Genomic DNA, 17,974 nt, shown 5'->3' with positions numbered 1-17,974 from the left:
CAATAGGCGCAACCCTGACCGGAAACATCTGGTCCCGATCCCATCTACTCATGCGAGTTGAACGGGAGTGGTGCGCCTGAATGGCAAATTTCCGTTGGGCTCGAGACGATCTCAAATGATACTGGCCGCCGCAAGTCGCTCATTCGGGTCGCATTCGACTTCCATGAGCGGTGGTAGTGACGGAAATCCATCCACGCTGGCCATCAGCTCCAGATAGCGCTGAGCCGACGCGGCCCACTGAAATCGCGCCGCCCTGGCGCGACCGCGTGCGATCAAGTTGGTTCTGAGGCCTTCTTCGTGGACCAGCCGCATGAAACAATCGAACCATGCATTCTCATCGCAAGGTGATGCGTACAAGACCGCATCGCCGCCGATTTCGGGCAGGCTGGCACGGTCCGACATGACCACCGGACATCCCAGTGCCATGGCTTCGAGGGGCGGCAGCCCGAAACCCTCGACCAAGGAGGGGAACGCGAGGCATAGGCAATCGCGCAGAAGCGCGCCGAGTTCCGCGTCCGACCTTCTTCCCAGCCAAATGACGTTTTGCGATTTCTGATCGCCGCTGCTGGCGAAAACGCGGGACGTTGAAGCGCCCACAACAACAATCTGCAGCCCCGCCGCGGCAAGACGCTCGTGCATGCCGATGATCAAGCCGACATTTTTGTGCGGGATAGAACTGCCAAGCACGACGATCGTACCAGGGCCGGCCACTGCCAGTGTTTGTTGCGAGTGGCAAGGAGCCCATCGCAACGCATGTTCATGCCCATTGCCTACAATTTCGACCTTTGCCGCCGGGCACACGCCATAGCGCGCCAGTTCACCCGCAGAGTATTTCGACACCGTCGTAATCTTATGCGCGGCCCGGCCCAAGGCAGGAACCAAGGTGCGGTAGAGAAGCCGAAATGGAAATGAATAGCTCTGCGGGCATGCCCGTGTATTGACGTCGTGAATGCACAGCACCTGCCGACGAACCGTCACAGGGCCCGTATTGCAGAGGCTAAGCAGCCCGCCGCGAAGACAGGCCGGAAGCACAGCCTGTTCCCATAAATGTCCGCCAAAGCTGCCGACAGTCCGGACACGGATAGCTGCCAGGGGCATATTGTCGAGCGCCCCCGGCGGGACCAGCAACTCGACCGTCAGATCCCGTGTCAAGGCAGCCTGGCCAACGATCAAGGCGTCCAGCGCCGAAACGATCTCGCGTGCGTAGCGCTGAACTCCGGTGGTCGGCTGCGCGAGAAAGCGGCCGTTGATTGTCCAATGTCGTGTCATCACAGGGTTTTTGATCACCAGCGCCATGCCTCAGTTCCACGACTTTGGACGACCAGGACAGCGGGGGCATCCTGGCCTTTGGGACGTACCCGGTCGTTTGCTTCAGAGGCTTCCCGGCAGCTCTCATCCGAATGGCGAGGCCAATCATGGGCGTTTACGCCAAATGTGTGAGGTTCTGCGTGGCGCGGTTTTGATAGACTGCGTTGGGCAGTGCGGCAGATCTCGATCGTCGTGCTCGGATGGATGTCAGGCGAGTTCAGCGAGTGGAGTGATGCCGCATGATGTCTGGCGCAAAACATGCAAGTTCGCGCTGATGCAGCGGCCGACCAATCCATCGCAACCAGGTTCCGTTGGACGGGCCGTCGCCGCGACCAGACGTTTGTGGACAACCCTGGCATGCCTGCTGGGCATGACAGCTTCGTGCGCAGCGGATCTGCTCTGGGGGGTGAATGGCCATCCCTTTACCGCCTATCCCGGGATATCGATCGAACAGCAACTCGATTATGTCCGCGACCTCGGCATGAAGTCGTATCGCGTCAACATTTCCAGCCTCGACAGCGCCACCAAACTTGCCGAACTGGTCAAGGCGGGCAAGGAGCGCGGAGTCGAGATCCTGCCGGTAATCACGCCCGGCCTCGACCTGGACAATGGGACCGTCGATGACCTCTATGCGCAGGCCTACCATCTCGCTTCGACACTGGTATCCCGCTTCAAGGACGACATCCGCGTTTGGGAGCTTGGCAACGAGATGGAGAATTATGCCATCTTGATGCCCTGCGAGATGCGGGAAGGCGGAATACAATACAATTGCTCCTGGGGCCCTGCCGGCGGCACCGAGACATCCCATTACTTCAGCCCGCGCTGGTCTAAGGTGAGCGCGGTGCTGCGCGGTCTGTCGGATGCAACCGTCGCGGTGGATCCGACCATAAGAAAAGCAATGGGAACGGCCGGCTGGGGTCACCGCGGAGCGTTCACCCGGATGCTGCAGGACGGCATCAGATGGGATATATCGGTCTGGCATCTTTACGGGGGCGACCCCGAGGAAGCATTCAAGTTCCTGGCCACTCTCGGTCGTCCAATCTGGCTGACCGAATTCAACTACCCTGGGGGCAGCCAGGGGGGAGAAAATCAGCAGGCAGACGGTCTGGTGCAGACGATGACTATGCTGCGCCGATATCAATCTCCATATGGATTGGAAGCAGCCCATATCTACGAACTGCTCGATGAGCCGTACTGGGCGCCAAGCTACGAGGCCTTTATGGGCCTCGTGCACCTGAAGAAGCGCGGCGACGGGCTATGGGCGCCGAGCGGGCAAAAGCCGGCATATGATGCCGTAAAGAAGTCCATTGCGAACGGCAATGCAGGCTCGAGTTCGCCGACGGTCGCGAGGGAGAGCCCGCCGCCTGCGGGCCAGATGTCGGTGCCTCCGGTTCCCGTGGCCGACACATTTCAGCCCTGTTCGCTTGATGCGTTCGACAAGTCTGCCCTCCCGGCCAACCAGATTGCATATGCATACTGCCTAATCTTGCGTCGCATGCCGTCTCCGGCCGAGCAGTGGCGCGAGGTCGTCGCGATGAAGAAAGATCCATCTATCTTTCCGACACTGACGAAGATGTTACTATCGGTCGAATTCAGGACCGACAATCAGCCAGTTGGTCTTGGAAATGCGCAATATATCGCCATTCTCTATCGGACATTGCTGGGACGGGAGCCAGACGGCCATGGGCTTTCTGATTACGTGTCGAAACTGGACAGCGGCGACGCGAGTGGAGAACAGATCGTGGCGGAATTGATCCATTCACATGAGTTCCGCTCCAGACACACGGTTCTGTTTCCGAACGAGCCTCAATAGTTCAATGAACATTACTGGCCGCAAGATTGTCGTTGGGTGTCCTGGACAGCGGTCGAAACATGATGCTGGCAGTTCGCCAATTGTCCGGTGGCCCGAGCGGTGCCCCGGCCGCCTTTTCGCGACTACCGGAACGGGCAACGCCAATTGCGAGGATCATGCGTGCGGATCTCCGGGATGGCGGATTCTGCCCATATCAAGAACATATTCGGGTTCGATACGCCCCGTCAGGACATGAAGCATGGCAAGGATGTTGCCGCGCAGCCTTCCGCGGCGGTCGATGTAAGACTCTGGCCGCACGCTGCGCACAAGGTTGGCGGCGACATTGCGCGCCATCAGCGGCAGAGCGAATGTAGCGGGCATGGTTCCCTTCTTGATCAGATAAACCGGATTGACGATCTGCGAATATCCGAACCGCTCGCCGCTCACGCGCCCGGTCTTGATACCAAGATGGATGCCGCGGATCGTATTCACCGCGACGATGCGGCCGCATGACCTCAATTGGCTGCTGAAATCTATGTCCTCCTGCCAGCCGTAGAGTACCAGGCGCTCGTCGAAGCGCAGCTTGCCAATCCTGGCGGCCCGGATGGACATGTTGCAACCATAGGCGCCGAGATGATCGACGACCTCGGGCTGTGGCGGCGGCTCCTGCTCCGACTGGTGGAGAGCCAGCATACCGTCGTGCCAATCCAACCCCGCGTTGACGGCGCCGTCCTTGACCACTCTGCCCATGACCACAGCCCAGTCGTCATGCTCTTCGAAAGCTCTCGTGACGCGCTCGAGATAGTCGTCGGCCGGCACGAAATCGTCGTCGAAGAAGGTGACGATATCGAAACGTCCGCTTGTGTGATCGAGTGCGCTGTTGCGTTGCACGCATGACCCTTTCTTCCCGAAGACAAGGGAAACCGGAAAGCAACTTGTCTCGGGAAGCTCGACATGCGTGGCATCGGGCGCGGAAACGACGACTTCGTCAGGTGGTTGAGTCTGGCGCTGCAGATGCGATAGCAATCGGCAAAGTTGGCTGCCGCGGCCAAGGGTTGCAATGATCACGACGAGCTTCATGCGCAATCCTGCTAGAGGCGACAAGGGCGATTTCGCTGCGACGGTAAGCCCTGGGATGGGGGCAGACAGCCTGTTAAAAAGGGGGGCTGCGGGGCTAATCCGGCGCTACCGCCTGCCTCGATAGGTGTAGCAACCCCATCTTCGGATCGCATGCCTCTCCTTTGGGCTTAGCGGCCGCGCAGGTTCACGGCGTCCCACGATTGGTGCCCGAATCTTCCCAGGGTGAACGCCTCACGCGGCCGGACAGGTGGCACGACCAATTTCATTTCAATGTCGCGGGCATGACTCTGCTCCGTCAGCAGCGCGAGGCAGTGCGGACCTCGGATTAACGCCAAGGGATAAGCTCATACTTCGAAGGTGCAGAGGTTCGCACTGTCTCCCGGATGCTAGGTTGAATGTGGATCGCGCGACATGGTGCACTTTATGGGACAGCGAAATTTCGGAAGATCTGCGCCCGTGGCCGCCAGGGCGGCCGGGACAATCGGCACCGATCCGTTTCCATTCGAGAGGTATGGCAAGAGCTCGTTTCCGGCGGTTCCCGCTGAGGACGGGGGGCCCTGCGGTGGCCGCACCAGGCGCTGGACCATAAATGGCGATTTCGTCGCGCTGCCTCCAAACGGCGTTGCCCGCTATGCGCGCGAGGTCACGCTTGCGCTCGACGCTCTCCTGGACGAGGGCCATCCGTTGGCGCAGGGACTTGAACTTGATCTGGCAGTCCCGCGTCGGGAGCAATTGCCGCTGCAGGCGATTGGCATTCGGGTCGTCCCCGAATTCAACAAACCGCGCCTTCCGCAATTCTGGGTGCAGATGCAACTGCCACGCCACGTTGAGGGCGGGTTGCTCAGCTTCTGCAATCTGGCGCCGGTGGCGCTGACACGGCAAATCGCATGCATCCACGACCTGCATACCAGGCTGATGCCGGAGAGTTATGGGCGCGGCTTCCGATGGGCCCACCGCTTCATTCTTCCGCTGCTTGGCCGACGGGCCGCACATATAACCACCGTCTCGCAGCTTTCGCGGCAGCATCTCATCAAATACGGCATCGCACCGCAGGAGAAGATCACCGTCACATATAACGGCAGCGACCATGCGGAACGATGGGATGCCGATCGATCGAAGCTGCAAATCCGGCCCGACCGCCCCTATGTGCTATGCCTGGGGCGCGATCAAAAATACAAGAACGCCGAATTGCTGGTCCGGCTTGCTCCGCTGCTTGACGCGTTGGGCTTGGACCTGTGGATGGCGGGCGAAATCGACGAAGCGCAGATTTCCCGGTTTGCGCAGCCGAAGCCAGACAATCTCCGGCTCCTCGGACGGATCAGCGATGATGATTTCAAGAAAGCTCTGTCGGGTGCATTGTGCTTTCTTTTTCCGTCCAGGATCGAGGGTTTCGGGTTGCCTGCCGTCGAAGCCATGAGGATCGGATGCCCGGTCGTGGCCTCGACATCGCCTTGCCTCCCCGAGGTCTGCCAGGACGCAGCGCTCTATGCCGATCCGGATGATCTGGCACATTGGGCCAGAGCGGTACTCGACATCCAGCGATATCCGGATTTGCGCCAACGTTTGATCGAGGCAGGCCATAAAAAATCCCTCAGCTATTCCTGGCGCTCCATCGCTGAAATCTACCTCGAGCTGATGCTGCAGGTGGACGCAATGGCTCTGCGCTGATCAAGGTCCGCTGAGCCTATCGAACGACTCGAATCGGAGGCCGTCGATCGGCGGCGGCATGCCGGTCGCGTCAAAGGGCGGCCGCCTGGCGGTTTTGACGTTGGCTGCTTCGACACCCTGACATCTTGGTCGGACCCGTCCGCGCAACCTCGAAGGCGAACGAAAGCACCAGCTTTGGCCGGCTACGGCGGTGTTAACGTGAAAGTCTCCGCCAAGGCGGATCCATGTCAAACGAACATGCCGCGCCCGCGATGGGCCAAACCGTGCCTCTCGTCTGGCTTCGGGCGACACCGGCGTTCTCACATCAGCCTTCTGCAAACATTTCTCAGTTGCATGGAGAATCGGATTAACGAAAAAAATGATCCGGCCGCACGTTCGAACGCAACGTCCGCCTTTTCGCCGATCCTGAGTCAAGCAATGAAGTCGGACGCCGGGGAGCCGCCCGTCGCCGATCTCTATGCCTGGGAAAAAATAGCCCAGTCGACCCGGGACCTGTATGACAAGGCAATCGTCACCCACCGTTCACGGCTTGGAAAACGAAAACCTTCTTTCGCTCAGCGCCGGGCCTTGAACGACGTGAACACCGAGCCCGTGTCATCTTCCCATTCCCAGTTGACAGCGAGCCCGACCCGCAAAATTTGAAGGGCAGCATCGTCGGGATAGATGTCGGTGAGGCTTCGCTGCATCACCAGTTCGTCGTCGATCAGGATCGCAAACCGATTTCCGTCGAATGCAACGCGCATGCAAAAGCGTTTTCCCCAAACGACCTTGTCCGCCACATTGGTCCAAACCGCGTCATAAAGTTCCTCAAAGCCGAGCCGCTTGATGAACACCGAAATCGAAGCACCCTGGTGGACATCGTCGAGCCAGGTCGTGACACAAACGTAGTTGTCGCTGTCTTGCCAGAAGAGCAGTCCTGCCCGGCTGCGCTGATCTTGTCCTCGGCGCTCCCCAGGAGGCTCGATGGTGACCTCGAGATCGGCGAATCCCGGTAGATCCCATGGCAGCGAATAGAATGTTCGACCCGGGTTCGGTCTGTCCACGCTCGCGCGCACACGGGCGCTGCCCAGCCCGTCGACGTCGATGACCCCGGCGCCCAGTGTTCTGACCCATTGTCCGTCGCCCAACTCCGACGTGCGGCGATCCAGTTCGCCGGCAATACCGGCAAAGCCGTCGGCGTAGGACAGGCTTGTTCCGAGTTGGTTCCAAGGCGCCTCCAGAGGCGCCATCAATGGGATGGGAACTTCGCAAGGATGAGCCTCGAAATTATGCCAGCGCGGCTCGCTGTCGAAGCTTTTCCATATACCTACTCCTGTAGCGTTTTCAACTGAATCGGCATTGACAGACGATTCGAAGAGGCGAACCCCGTCAAGAAAGCAGCTCAGCTGACCGTTCCAGTCAAGAATCTGGACCGAATGGATAGAACACTTGCACAAAGCGTGTTCCGTACCGGTCGCGATCGTAATCTCTTTGCCCGATTGCTTGCGCACCAAGGTCCATCCGAGCGTCGACAGTTTCAGCACCCAGAAATTGTCGTTGTCCCGAAACCGACAGACAAGACCACACACATCCGAGATGGCGCCAATTGCCAGCAGTCCGTGGATCAATCCTGAAGGGCGACCAGGATCGACGACGGATAGGTTATCGCCAGCGTCCTGCGAAAAATGCCACCGCCCCCCGATTGCAGCGATTTGCCCCGGCCAGCCTTCGACGAGTGCATCGGCAGCGTGGGCGGTGCCAAACAGCGTCGAAAATTCAGGTATCCGCCCGACTTGAACCGCTTGGACGCGTGTGTCGACCCGAAACCCGATCTGGCCAAGTGCCGACTGATGAACACCCGCAAACAGCTTTTCGTCCTTGTTGAAAGGATCGATCGCGATCGGACGCATCATCGGAAAAGCGGCAAGACCGTGGGCTTTTTGGTCGGCGGCCGCATAATAGACAGCGCCCTGCTCTCGCAACGCCACGACATAATAGACATGAACGTTCTTTAGGCGCCGAAACGCACTCAGGCATTGCTTTCCTACACGAGCCCACAGCTCGCCGTTTTCGCCTTCGGCGGCATGAACGACAAAGCCGCAGCCCTCTTCCACGGGATTAATCGGCGCCTCACTGGGGAACCAACCGACAGCCAGGTTCTCGTCGATGTTCGGTCCCCGGTAGGTTCTGGAGGTGCTAAGCGTCCACCACCAAAAACGGCGAAGGGTGAGCCTCTTTCGCGGCGCCTGTATCAGGGAAACCAGACGGCCGGGCCATGGATCAATGCCGGGTCCTCGCAGCCAACGGTAGACTCGCCTGGCGAGGTCATCAGGCAATGGCGATCCCTGCGATGTGTTGTGGCCGTTGGTGATCGAGACCAATAGCACCAGACCAGCCTCTCGCTGAAAGGGACCATAGGAGATCCCTTGCCGGCCCCAACCTGGCCTGACGAGCGGCTGGAAACGAAGTGCGCCGTGATCGATCGCGATCTGGCGTTCGATGTCGCGTCCTCGCCTGACGCCTCCCTTGACTGCCAAGGTGCCAATTACCGCACCGCGGGCGCGTTCATCCTGAAAATCGTCTGCGACAAGAACCTCCAGCCGGGCAACTCCGGACCCAGCCTCTTCAGCAGTTTCTACCCAGTCATGACGGTGCAACAACAAGACCCTCCTCACGTCGTCGTACGAGATTCTTCAAGGCATCGATGTCGTGTCGCAGTCCCGGACAGAAGTCGCGCACTGCCTCGCTTGTCCCGTTGATCAGGCTTGCTGTCCCTGCGTGGAATCCCTGCCATGACGCCGGCAAATCCAGTTCTTAAGCGCCCACCGGCTGCGCCAAGACGTGTTCGACCCGCCATTCCCCATTGCCATAGGAGGCTGGCAGCGGTTTCAATGCGTAGCCGGAAGCAGTCAGGAGTTCCGCGATCTTTCGGGCCTTGCGGTCGAGCCCCTCGCGCGTTGCATCGTCGACCTCATAAATCACCTTCGGACGGTGACTGCGCAGCGTCTCCGTCATACCGCCCAGGACGTCGATTTCGGCGCCTTCCACGTCGATCTTGACCAGCGAGGGCGGCCTGAGGCCTCGCTGGGCGATGGCATCGTCGATAGCGACTATGCTGACCTCCAGCTGGCCACTCATGTCCGGCGGTGCTCCTGCCGAGGCAAGCGCGGCGCCGCCGATGTGATGGGCGAGCAGAAGCTGGCCACGGCCGGATGTGGCGCCCGCAGCTTCGGCGAACACCCGTATCGTGTCGAACCCACTGAGCCGCGCACTTTCTGCGACAGCGGCGGCGTTGCGGGGGACAGGTTCGAACGCATAGACTTGACCGCGCGGCCCGACGCGGCGCGCGGCGATGAGGCTGAAGAAACCGATATTCGCGCCGATGTCGAAAAAGGCGTCCCCAGGCGCCAGGTTTGCCGCGATCGCCTGTTGGATGGGCGGCTCGTAGGTGCCGCGAACAAAGTTGGGGTCGGCGCGCTTCGCCACGAGCTTGAGACCGGCGGCCTCGCCCTTGGCTATGACGCGCGCGTCGCCGAACACGCTGAGGAACCTTGCCGTCAATGTCACGCGCTCTTCCCCATTCTGCGACGCCTCGGGACGGGGCCAGCCCGTGCCGCTCGCCGCGAAGGTGACAGATTGTGCGCCCGGGATCGAGCCCGACAACGGTGGCCGACTCCTACTCCCTCCGGCTGATCGCTACTCCGATTGTCGGGCCATATCTCATCTTGGGGGTACCTGCCCGGCCTCCCGGTCCGATGGAACGGTGGCACGGTTGCGCAAGACATGGATCGCGTGGGGAGCATCCCCACCCGATCTCACGATCGCCGTCGCCGTCGAGGTCGCCGTTCGGGCGCCGAGATGGCTCTCGACGCCCTCGTCGACCAACTGCTCGATGAACCGCCCGCCGCCCAGATTGCGCCAGAGCGAAAGGCGCAGGGCGCCGCGGTGCTCGGCCATGACGAGGTCCGGCCGGCCGTCGTCATTCATATCGGCCACCGAAAGACTGTTGAGCGAGCCGCGCGAGGTGATTTCCTGCTGTTCCCAGTTTTGCTTGATGTCGCCGGGATTGCGCCACCAATAGGCCTTTGCGTGGTCGGTCTGCCCGTTTTCTTCACTCACGACGATGTCGGTTCGTCCGTCGCCGTCCAGATCGGCGACCGCCACGCGGTCCGGATAGACCATGTTGGGGACATTGGCCACGTCGCCGCCAGTCAGGAGAGCTATCCCTCGGATTGCCCCACCATGCGATCTCCTTGGCGGGCCGCAAGGTCGAGCAGGCCGTCGCCGTCGATATCGGCAAAGGCGATTCCCTCGTCGGAGGCCTCAGGGCAAATGCGGGTTAGCGGCCCCCGCCGCCGTGTCGTGCGGATGGGAAAGTAGAACACTCCGACACCGCTTGCGACCGCAAGCTCTGCCGGCCGCCTTCGACGATCTGCGCCAGTGCATGGCCCTTGAGCCCCCAGCTTGTGGCTGCCGACCTCGCCGATTGCACGTTCCTCAAAGCCGCGCGCTGACGCCTGCTGCGCCTGAAGCCACGCCAGGTTCAGCGTCTCGCCTGCACCGCGCTGGCGATCACTTCCGCGCGTCAGTCGTCAACATCGATTGCCGCGATCGCATCCACTCCCTCGCCGAGCCGTATCTGTTCCCGTTCACCTTGCCAGGGATCGGCCGGCCGGCGATACCAGAACGGACCCGAGGCTCTGTCTTGGATGGAACGGCGGCGCATCCAAAACGGGCCGCAAGTAAAGTCGCAGAGGGATCGAAGCCGCACCGCAGCTTTGGGTCGAACCCGAACAGGTCATGGCCACCCGCCGACTTCCTCCCGAGACGCTTCAGGCCGCCTACGTTCACGCATTAAGCTCGTATCGCGTGAACATCTCGTGCTCGCTCAGCAGCCGATTCAGCAAATCGCCCCCACCTACATCCGCCAGGATAGGCCAGTCGTCGAGTCCCGCCGGCCGCTCCATCTGGGACCGGTGAGCTGCCAGCGCGTGACGTTTTACATCTATCACGTCGCCGATAAAAGCGTGGGAGTTGAACATCTTAACGCCCCGCAAGCCGGCAAGGGTCCGGACCGTTTGCCGCAATGCGGTGCGATTGAATCCACGCACTCGATCGTGCAGACGAACCCACGGCCACTGATACCAGTACCAGACGGGATATTCGAACACGGTCACGCGCCGGCCATACAGTTGCAGCGCGCCTCGCGCGCCAAGATTGGTGGCAACATGGTCCGCCGGCGGCTCTTTTGCATGGGTGACGAACACGCTCTGTGGTTGCCAAGCGAAAAGCAACTCAGCGATCGCGTCTGCGATCTTGCCGACATGATGCTTAGCCATGCCGTCGGGAACTCGCAGAAATCTCACCCGATCAGCAGATCCGCCCAACCGGCAAACCGCCTCGATCGCTTCGCCCTCACGGATGATCCGTAGGGCCTGGCCCTCAACCCGATTTGCATGCGACGCCGAGCCGTCGGTGACGAAAATAAACTGGACATCGGCGCCCGAGCTAAGCTTCTTGCTGGCGACCCCTCCACATCCCAGCGTTTCATCATCGGGATGGGGTGCGATGATGACCGCCGATGCCTGCCAGTCTGCTACGTCGAATGGATGAGACTGGTTACACATCGCTCTATCGAGCATAGCACCAATCGTATGCCTGACGTCATGCATCGATGATTCCGATCATCCCTTCTTCGGTGTGGTTCAACCCGACCTGCGCATGCTAGCAAAACACTGTAGGCGATTGGGGTGAGAAAACAATGAAGGTAGGAATTCTTGCTGGCGGACTGGGAACGCGGCTGGCGGAAGAAACCGAGATCCGGCCGAAACCAATGGTCGAAATCGGAGCAAAGCCGATCCTTTGGCATATCATGATGCATTACTATGCCTATGGGCACCGCGAGTTCGCCGTCGCGCTGGGATACAAGGGCGAATACATCAAACGCTGGTTCAGCGACTATGTCGCATTCGATGGCAGCTTGACTGTCAATGCCGCATCGGGAAGCGTCAAGCGCCACTCGAACTCGCTGCCTGACTGGTCCGTCGATCTTGTGGAGACGGGACTGAATACGCTGACGGGCGGCCGCATAAAACGCCTGATCGACTGGATGGGCGACGAGACATTCATGCTCACCTGGGGCGATGGCGTTTCGGACGTCAACCTTGATAGGCTGATCGCCTTCCACAAATCGCATGGCAAGCTTGCAACGATGACGGCGGTGCGTCCGCCGGCACGCTACGGGCACATCGAATTCGATGGCCATCGCGTTGTCGACTTCACGGAAAAGCCACAGGCCTCGGAGGGGTGGATCAATGGCGCCTTCTTCGTGCTCGAGCCGGGCATAAAGGACTATATCGACGGCGACGATGTCATGTTCGAACACGCGCCAATGCAGCGGCTCGCGACTGACGGCCAACTGATGGCATATCGCCACGAATCCTTCTGGCAATGCATGGACACCATCCGTGAAAAGCATCTCCTTCAAAAATTGTGGGACAGCGGGCAAGCGCCCTGGAAAACATGGGAATCGATCGATGAAAGTTCTGGTTACAGGCCACCTCGGCTACATCGGTTCCGTCCTGACTCCGATGCTGCTTGAACGCGGCCATGACGTCACCGGCCTAGACAGCGACATCTTCCGGTCATGCACTTTCGTAGGGACGTTGGCCGAAGTGCCGACGATCGAGAAAGACATCCGCGACATCGACATCGACGACGTCGCCGGCTTCGACGCGATCATCCATCTCGCCGGACTGTCAAACGATCCGTTGGGGGACTACCGACCCCTGCTTACCGAGGAAATCAACTGCGGCGCTTCGGTAAGGCTTGCGCAGCTCGCCAAGGCCGCCGGCGTCCAGCGGTTCCTGTATGCCTCCTCTTGCAGCAATTACGGCGCGGCCGGCGACAGCTTTCTAACTGAAGATGCTCCCTTCAACCCGGTTACGCCTTACGGCGCCTCAAAGGCAAATGTGGAGCGAGCGGTCGCGCCGATGGCAGATCAATCGTTCAGCCCGACATTCCTGCGTGCTTCCACTGCCTACGGCCTGTCGCCTCGCATCCGCTTCGATCTGGTGGTCAACAACCTGACCGCCTGGGCCTACACGACCGGCCTGGTCTATCTCAAGAGCGACGGTTCGCCATGGCGTCCGATCGTCCATGTGGAAGACATTGCGCTGGCCTATATCGCGGTACTCGAGGCCGAGCGAGAGCTGGTCCACAACGAGGCATTCAATGTCGGCTTGACCACGGAAAACTATCAGATTCGGGAGATCGCGGAGTTGGTGCAAACGATCGTTCCCGACAGCCGGGTGAAGTTCGCGCCCGACGCCGGGCCAGACAAACGGTGCTATCGCGTCGACTGCACCTATATTGGTCGCCGCCTGCACGGGTTTAAGCCGCAATGGACAGCGCGGCGCGGTATCGAACAGCTCTATCACACATTTCGCGCGGCGGGCCTTGCACTTGGGGATTTCGAGGGCGAGCGGTTCAAGCGCATCGCCCATGTGCAGAAGCTGATCCAAGATGGCGAACTGGATACCGATCTGCGCCGCACGTCGCAGTTAGCGGTAGCGGTTTGAACAAACACAGCCCGGAGCCATGGCCATGATGATTGCTGGTGCAGGGCTCTGCAACCGAGCAGATTTGCCGCTCCTGCGGCGGAAGTCACATCGACACTTTCCTGAAGCTCGGCACGACGCCCCTAGCTGATAGGCTTTCCCTCAAGGTCGAGTAGCTCAGCCATTCGGCTTTCGCCCTCACAGATCCGGGCGTGCGGCTTTCCCGCACTCGGCTCTTCGCGACCCGCGCGCCGTCAGGGTCTCGAACTCCGACCAGCCCATACGCCGGCTTTTCTGGATGCGTCGCGCAAAATCTGGTCGCCGCGTCGCGCTACGATCCCGAGGCCACCGCCTCGCCACCAGTAATGTGTTGCGAATTGTAGAACAGGTTCACTCGGCCTCTCTCCGCCCTTTGGGCTGGGTGCCCCTGACGCCCGTTAGGGAAGGAGAACGGCGGGCCTGACGGGCCCATTTCAATCCGACACGGGTTGGCCGTAAACCGATACCGGGTTGAGCGCTACACTGAGGATCGCCGCATGCTCATCACATCGGCCTACATGCTGTGAGGCACTTGGCGCGCGCCGCCCATCGCTAAGGCTCAATGGCTCACGACCTTTGTGGAAACATGGACCGGCGTGCCTGGGCGCAGTTTCTGATAGACTGACTTGAGCCGTTCTGCGCGCGCCTCCCACGAATACAGCTCGACGGCACGCTTGCGCCCTTCGCTGCCCATTTCGCTTGCCCGGACCGTATCCTTCAGCATCGTGATCAATGCCTGGGCGAGCTCGCCAGGAGCATCGACTTCGACCAGCATCCCGGTGCTGCCAGCTAGAATGGATTCACACATCCCGCCCACGCGCGTTCCAACCACCGGTATCCCGCAGGCCATCCCCTCCACGACCGATATTCCGAAGCTCTCGCTGAGTGACGGATTCACCACAATGTCGGCCTCATGATACGTCGCTACGAGGTCCTTGTGGGGCACGTTGCCCACGAAATGAATTCGATCACGTAACCCGTGGCGCTCGATGAGTTCCTCTAAGTGTTCCCGATATTTGCAATTGCCCCAGCGATCGTAGAAACGGTTCAATGCGGTAACCCGCGGATCCGACGAGAGGCTGGTCAGGAAGTCTACGGAAAGCGGCGATTGCGGCCCTGCGATCCGAAGGTCGACGTCCGCAAACCTGGCCGCAACCTCACTGAAGGCCTCGATCAGTGTGTGAAGCCCCTTCTCTGGCGATACCCGCCCAACGAACAAGATGGCACGTCGGGTTCTGGTGGATGCGGAGGCCCGCTGCTCGCTCGGCCGAAAGTAAGAAACGTCCACGCCATTACCGACGGTGGCAACGACGCCAGGATAGTCCGGGAATGCAGAACGAAAGGTGCTTGCGATGTGGTCGCTGACGGCGACCACCGCATCCACCACCTTGAGCTGACCGGCCACCTGATCGCGGTCACGCTGTGACAGCCACTCACACTGCATCTCAAGCACGAGCCGATGGGATGAGCTGGCTGCCTTCAGTTCCCGGCACCATGCCCAGTAATTCATCAAATGGACGATATCTGGTCGATCGACGGCGAGGTAGCGACGAACCTTGTTACGATATTGCGAGTGGTCATCGGCCTTCCGATCCAGCCGCAGCCAGCGCGCCAGGCGCGGAAACTGGCGGATGATCCGCTGCAACGCGCGGTCACGCCGCGCCGCAGCCCGCCGCACCGCGAATGGCAGGTCCGCGGGCACCGTGTCGTCTCGATAATGCTTGCCATAGAGCGTAATCTGCAGGCCCTCGCCGAGCCGCAGCGCCGTATTGTAGACGATCAGACCGATTGAGTTTTGAACAGGCGGAAAAAGTCTATCGTACGGCTGACCGACGTATACGAGCTTCATGTCACTCCCCACCGTCAGCTCGTTCAGGCGACTCTTCTAAGTGCAGGGCGGTCTTCCGGTCGGGAGAGGTGGTCGGCGAGGCGGCGAATGCCCTCTTCGAGCGGCACCAGGGGACGGTTCAATATAGCTTTCATCTTGTTCGTGTCAGGACAGCGGCGCGTCATGTCGCCCTCCGCAAGGGGCGGTCGGAATTCCAATTTCGATGACGAGCCCAGCACTTCGATGACAAACTCGGCCAGCTGTCGAATGCTCATTTCCACGTCGCTGCCCACGTTGATCACTTCGTTCTCGTGCGCGCGCGTTCGATGAACCGCGATGCAAGCGTCAACCGTGTCGTCGACATAGCAGAAGGTGCGGGTCTGCGAACCGTCGCCGTAAATCGTCAGGGGCTCGCCGCGCTGGGCGGCACGCACAAATCGCGGCAGAACGAAATCCTCGCTCTGACGTGGTCCGTAGGTGTTGAAGAAGCGAAAAATGGTAAATGGCAGTCCAAACTCACGCTGAAAAGTGCGCAGATAGACCTCTCCAAGATTCTTCACCACTGCATACGGCAGACGAGAGTTAAGCGGCGTGGTGCTCTCGTTTTGAGGAATCTCGAAAGGCTCGCCATATACCTCCGATGACGAAGCGAAGTAGACACGCTCGGCGCCGGTGTTCTTGCATAGCCTCAGCACGTTCTCGATACCGGTGATGTCGCGCAGCACGAGCAACGGATTTGCCAAAGTCCGCTGCACACCGACCACGGCTGCGAAGTGGAAGACGTGGGTGAAATGGAAGCGGTAGAACAACGATGAGATGTCGTCGAAATCGTTCGCATCCGCCTTTACTACGGTCAGATTGCCCGCGTCTATTTGTACCTTGTCTCGACTTCCGGTCGACAGGTTGTCAGCGACGACCACCTGGGTCTGAGGTAGCTTGACCAACGCGCGAGTGAGGGCGCTGCCGATATTGCCCGCTCCACCAGTTACCAGGATCGATTGCGTCATATTCCCCACCTCAACCGAACAGTTTAATCGACTGACGCAGGGTGCGTCCCTTCGCCAACGCGACATCTTCGATCTCGCGAGCGAAGGTGGCTCCCAGATCCTTGAGGACGTCGCTTGAAAGTTAAATGTGGCAGCGCCAGGTTTATTTGACAACGTGGCTTGGGGTAAGCATTTCGGCTGTTCTCCCAATGGTGCAATCCGTGCTGTTTTCAGCTCTGGGGTTGGCTAACCGCATACATTTTGCTGATTGCTGTGAACTGCTTCCCCGCGGTAATTGAGGCGATCCTTTATTGTCGACATTGAAGCGAAAGTTGCCAGCATCCCATGCAGACTGCTCCAGACCTTCAGGAACTGGTTAACCGCATCCGAACGCGGGACTACACCATTGGCATCATGGGCCTCGGCTACGTTGGTCTGCCGCTCGCCATGATCTCGCTGGACGCGGGGTTCAAAGTTATCGGTTTCGACATCGACGCGTCTCGGGTTGCACTTCTTAACCGCGGAGAAACAGGCATAGATCATTTGTCTGGTGCTGCCATCAAAGTGGCTGTCGACAGCAAGCGGTTTCGCGCCACCAGCGATTTCGCCGATCTAGGCGAACCCGACGCGATCTTGATAGCGGTGCCAACGCCGCTTACCAAAAACCGGGAGCCGAACCTCTCGTTCGTCGAAAACAGCGCACGTGCGATCGCGGAGCGGCTGCGCCCTGGTCAACTTGTCGTTCTGGAGTCGACGACCTGGCCAGGAACGACGCGAGAGATCGTGCAGCCGCTACTCGAGGCGACGAATCTTTCTCTAGGAAAGGACTTTTTTCTCGCCTATTCGCCCGAACGGGTGGACCCAGGCAACGACGTACACACCACCGCCAAAGTTGCAAAGGTGATAGGCGCCGACGACCCATCGTCCCTACAAGTTGCCAAGGAGCTGTATGATCAGATCATTGTGCAAACCGTTCCCGTGGCCTCCACCGCAACGGCAGAGGCTGTGAAGCTGACCGAGAACATATTCCGCTCTGTGAACATTGCGTTGGTCAATGAGCTAAAGGTGATTTTTGACAGGATGGGCATCGACGTCTGGGAGGTGATCGAAGCCGCCAAGACCAAGCCGTTCGGATATATGGCGTTTTATCCAGGCCCCGGCCTCGGCGGGCACTGCATCCCGATCGACCCATTCTACCTGACCTGGAAGGCAAGAGAGTACGAAGTAACAACACGCTTCATTGAGCTTGCCGGTGAAATCAACACGAACATGCCGCATTATGTGGTGGACCGCCTTGTGGAGGCCTTGGACCGGCGAGCGAGCCGCGGCCTGAGTGGTTCGCGGATTTTGGTGATCGGGATGTCCTACAAGAAAAACGTGGGTGACACACGAGAAAGCCCATCGTTGAAGCTGATCGACATCATGGAGCGACGCGGGGCAGTCGTTGATTACCACGACCCCTACGTACCGGAGATACCCGGAACAAGAGAGTACGCCAACCTGGCAGGTCGCCCCTCTGTGGATATCTGCGCTAGCAGTTTGGCATCGTATGATGCCGTTGTCATCTCGACAGATCACGATGCGATCGATTGGCAGAACATCACCAAGCACGCAAAGCTGGTGCTCGATACCCGAAATGCGTGTGCGCGTAGTCAGTCACGCACCGACAACGTCGTAAAGGCATGAGCGGCCCGACTTGCGCACTGGCTTGGTGAACCTGCTAGCGGCAACGTCG

Annotated in this window: 13 protein-coding genes; 5 read left to right on the top strand and 8 right to left on the bottom strand. The window is 59.8% G+C overall.

Annotation, left to right across the window (positions count from 1 at the left end; translation table 11 throughout):
- Positions 1-111 precede the first annotated feature (111 nt).
- Positions 112-1,269 (bottom strand): glycosyltransferase family 4 protein, encoded by a 1,158-nt coding sequence (locus AC0L2B_RS28035; protein ID WP_473747759.1) that lies wholly within the window; start codon positions 1,267-1,269, stop codon positions 112-114.
- Between the two features lie 271 nt (positions 1,270-1,540).
- Between AC0L2B_RS28035 and AC0L2B_RS28030 the strand changes: the two genes are divergently transcribed.
- On the top strand, positions 1,541-3,121 hold the full coding sequence (locus AC0L2B_RS28030) for a DUF4214 domain-containing protein (RefSeq protein WP_473747646.1): 1,581 nt from the start codon (positions 1,541-1,543) through the stop codon (positions 3,119-3,121).
- A 153-nt stretch (positions 3,122-3,274) separates the two neighbouring features.
- Here the strand turns inward: AC0L2B_RS28030 and AC0L2B_RS28025 are convergent, their stop codons facing one another.
- Positions 3,275-4,180, bottom strand: coding sequence for a glycosyltransferase family 2 protein (locus AC0L2B_RS28025; RefSeq protein WP_473747645.1), 906 nt, complete (start codon positions 4,178-4,180; stop codon positions 3,275-3,277).
- A 456-nt stretch (positions 4,181-4,636) separates the two neighbouring features.
- On the opposite strand from AC0L2B_RS28025, the gene AC0L2B_RS28020 reads away from it, so the two are divergent.
- Positions 4,637-5,848: a glycosyltransferase family 4 protein gene (locus AC0L2B_RS28020; protein WP_473747644.1), complete on the top strand. Its 1,212-nt coding sequence runs from the start codon at positions 4,637-4,639 to the stop codon at positions 5,846-5,848.
- 554 nt (positions 5,849-6,402) lie between these two features.
- Here AC0L2B_RS28020 and AC0L2B_RS28015 read toward each other — a convergent pair.
- The 4 genes from AC0L2B_RS28015 to AC0L2B_RS28000 all read right to left on the bottom strand — a co-directional run bounded on the left by AC0L2B_RS28015 (position 6,403) and on the right by AC0L2B_RS28000 (position 11,499).
- On the bottom strand, positions 6,403-8,487 hold the full coding sequence (locus tag AC0L2B_RS28015; RefSeq protein ID WP_473747642.1) for an oxidoreductase: 2,085 nt from the start codon (positions 8,485-8,487) through the stop codon (positions 6,403-6,405).
- A 154-nt stretch (positions 8,488-8,641) separates the two neighbouring features.
- Positions 8,642-9,367: an FkbM family methyltransferase gene (locus AC0L2B_RS28010; protein WP_473747641.1), complete on the bottom strand. Its 726-nt coding sequence runs from the start codon at positions 9,365-9,367 to the stop codon at positions 8,642-8,644.
- 180 nt (positions 9,368-9,547) lie between these two features.
- Positions 9,548-10,027: an FG-GAP repeat domain-containing protein gene (locus AC0L2B_RS28005; protein WP_473747639.1), complete on the bottom strand. Its 480-nt coding sequence runs from the start codon at positions 10,025-10,027 to the stop codon at positions 9,548-9,550.
- A 647-nt stretch (positions 10,028-10,674) separates the two neighbouring features.
- Complete coding sequence (locus AC0L2B_RS28000; protein ID WP_473747638.1) at positions 10,675-11,499, bottom strand: PIG-L deacetylase family protein; 825 nt, start codon at positions 11,497-11,499, stop codon at positions 10,675-10,677.
- A gap of 89 nt (positions 11,500-11,588) precedes the next feature.
- Here AC0L2B_RS28000 and rfbF point away from each other — a divergent pair, with 89 nt between their 5' ends.
- Positions 11,589-12,428 carry a glucose-1-phosphate cytidylyltransferase gene (gene rfbF / locus AC0L2B_RS27995; RefSeq protein ID WP_036262410.1) on the top strand — a complete coding sequence of 280 codons (840 nt, stop codon included), beginning with the start codon at positions 11,589-11,591 and terminating at the stop codon, positions 12,426-12,428.
- Complete coding sequence (locus AC0L2B_RS27990; RefSeq protein WP_473747758.1) at positions 12,364-13,407, top strand: NAD-dependent epimerase/dehydratase family protein; 1,044 nt, start codon at positions 12,364-12,366, stop codon at positions 13,405-13,407. Before rfbF ends, AC0L2B_RS27990 begins: the two co-directional genes overlap by 65 nt.
- Before the next feature lie 577 nt (positions 13,408-13,984).
- Here the strand turns inward: AC0L2B_RS27990 and AC0L2B_RS27985 are convergent.
- On the bottom strand, positions 13,985-15,274 hold the full coding sequence (locus AC0L2B_RS27985) for a glycosyltransferase family 4 protein (protein ID WP_473747636.1): 1,290 nt from the start codon (positions 15,272-15,274) through the stop codon (positions 13,985-13,987).
- Positions 15,275-15,297: 23 nt separating this feature from the next.
- The gene (locus AC0L2B_RS27980) at positions 15,298-16,260 is read right to left on the bottom strand and encodes an NAD-dependent epimerase/dehydratase family protein (protein ID WP_027153593.1); all 963 of its coding nucleotides are present in this window, start codon (positions 16,258-16,260) and stop codon (positions 15,298-15,300) included.
- A gap of 324 nt (positions 16,261-16,584) precedes the next feature.
- On the opposite strand from AC0L2B_RS27980, the gene AC0L2B_RS27975 reads away from it, so the two are divergent.
- The gene (locus AC0L2B_RS27975) at positions 16,585-17,925 is read left to right on the top strand and encodes a nucleotide sugar dehydrogenase (protein ID WP_473747635.1); all 1,341 of its coding nucleotides are present in this window, start codon (positions 16,585-16,587) and stop codon (positions 17,923-17,925) included.
- Positions 17,926-17,974 lie beyond the last annotated feature (49 nt).

It is taken from the genome of Mesorhizobium sp. WSM4815 (genome assembly GCF_055811575.1).
The sequence above is the reverse complement of the archived record's forward strand: the minus strand, read 5'-3'. Positions and strand labels throughout refer to the sequence as shown.

What these genes read in the sequence shown, in the direction of transcription:
- AC0L2B_RS28035 (WP_473747759.1), bottom strand. Translation starts at nt 1,269, where the DNA reads ATGACACGACATTGGACAATCAACGGCCGCTTTCTCGCGCAGCCGACC.
- AC0L2B_RS28030 (WP_473747646.1), top strand. Translation starts at nt 1,541, where the DNA reads ATGCCGCATGATGTCTGGCGCAAAACATGCAAGTTCGCGCTGATGCAG.
- AC0L2B_RS28025 (WP_473747645.1), bottom strand. Translation starts at nt 4,180, where the DNA reads ATGAAGCTCGTCGTGATCATTGCAACCCTTGGCCGCGGCAGCCAACTT.
- AC0L2B_RS28000 (WP_473747638.1), bottom strand. Translation starts at nt 11,499, where the DNA reads ATGCATGACGTCAGGCATACGATTGGTGCTATGCTCGATAGAGCGATG.
- rfbF (WP_036262410.1), top strand. Translation starts at nt 11,589, where the DNA reads ATGAAGGTAGGAATTCTTGCTGGCGGACTGGGAACGCGGCTGGCGGAA.
- AC0L2B_RS27990 (WP_473747758.1), top strand. Translation starts at nt 12,364, where the DNA reads ATGAAAGTTCTGGTTACAGGCCACCTCGGCTACATCGGTTCCGTCCTG.
- AC0L2B_RS27985 (WP_473747636.1), bottom strand. Translation starts at nt 15,274, where the DNA reads ATGAAGCTCGTATACGTCGGTCAGCCGTACGATAGACTTTTTCCGCCT.
- AC0L2B_RS27980 (WP_027153593.1), bottom strand. Translation starts at nt 16,260, where the DNA reads ATGACGCAATCGATCCTGGTAACTGGTGGAGCGGGCAATATCGGCAGC.
- AC0L2B_RS27975 (WP_473747635.1), top strand. Translation starts at nt 16,585, where the DNA reads ATGCAGACTGCTCCAGACCTTCAGGAACTGGTTAACCGCATCCGAACG.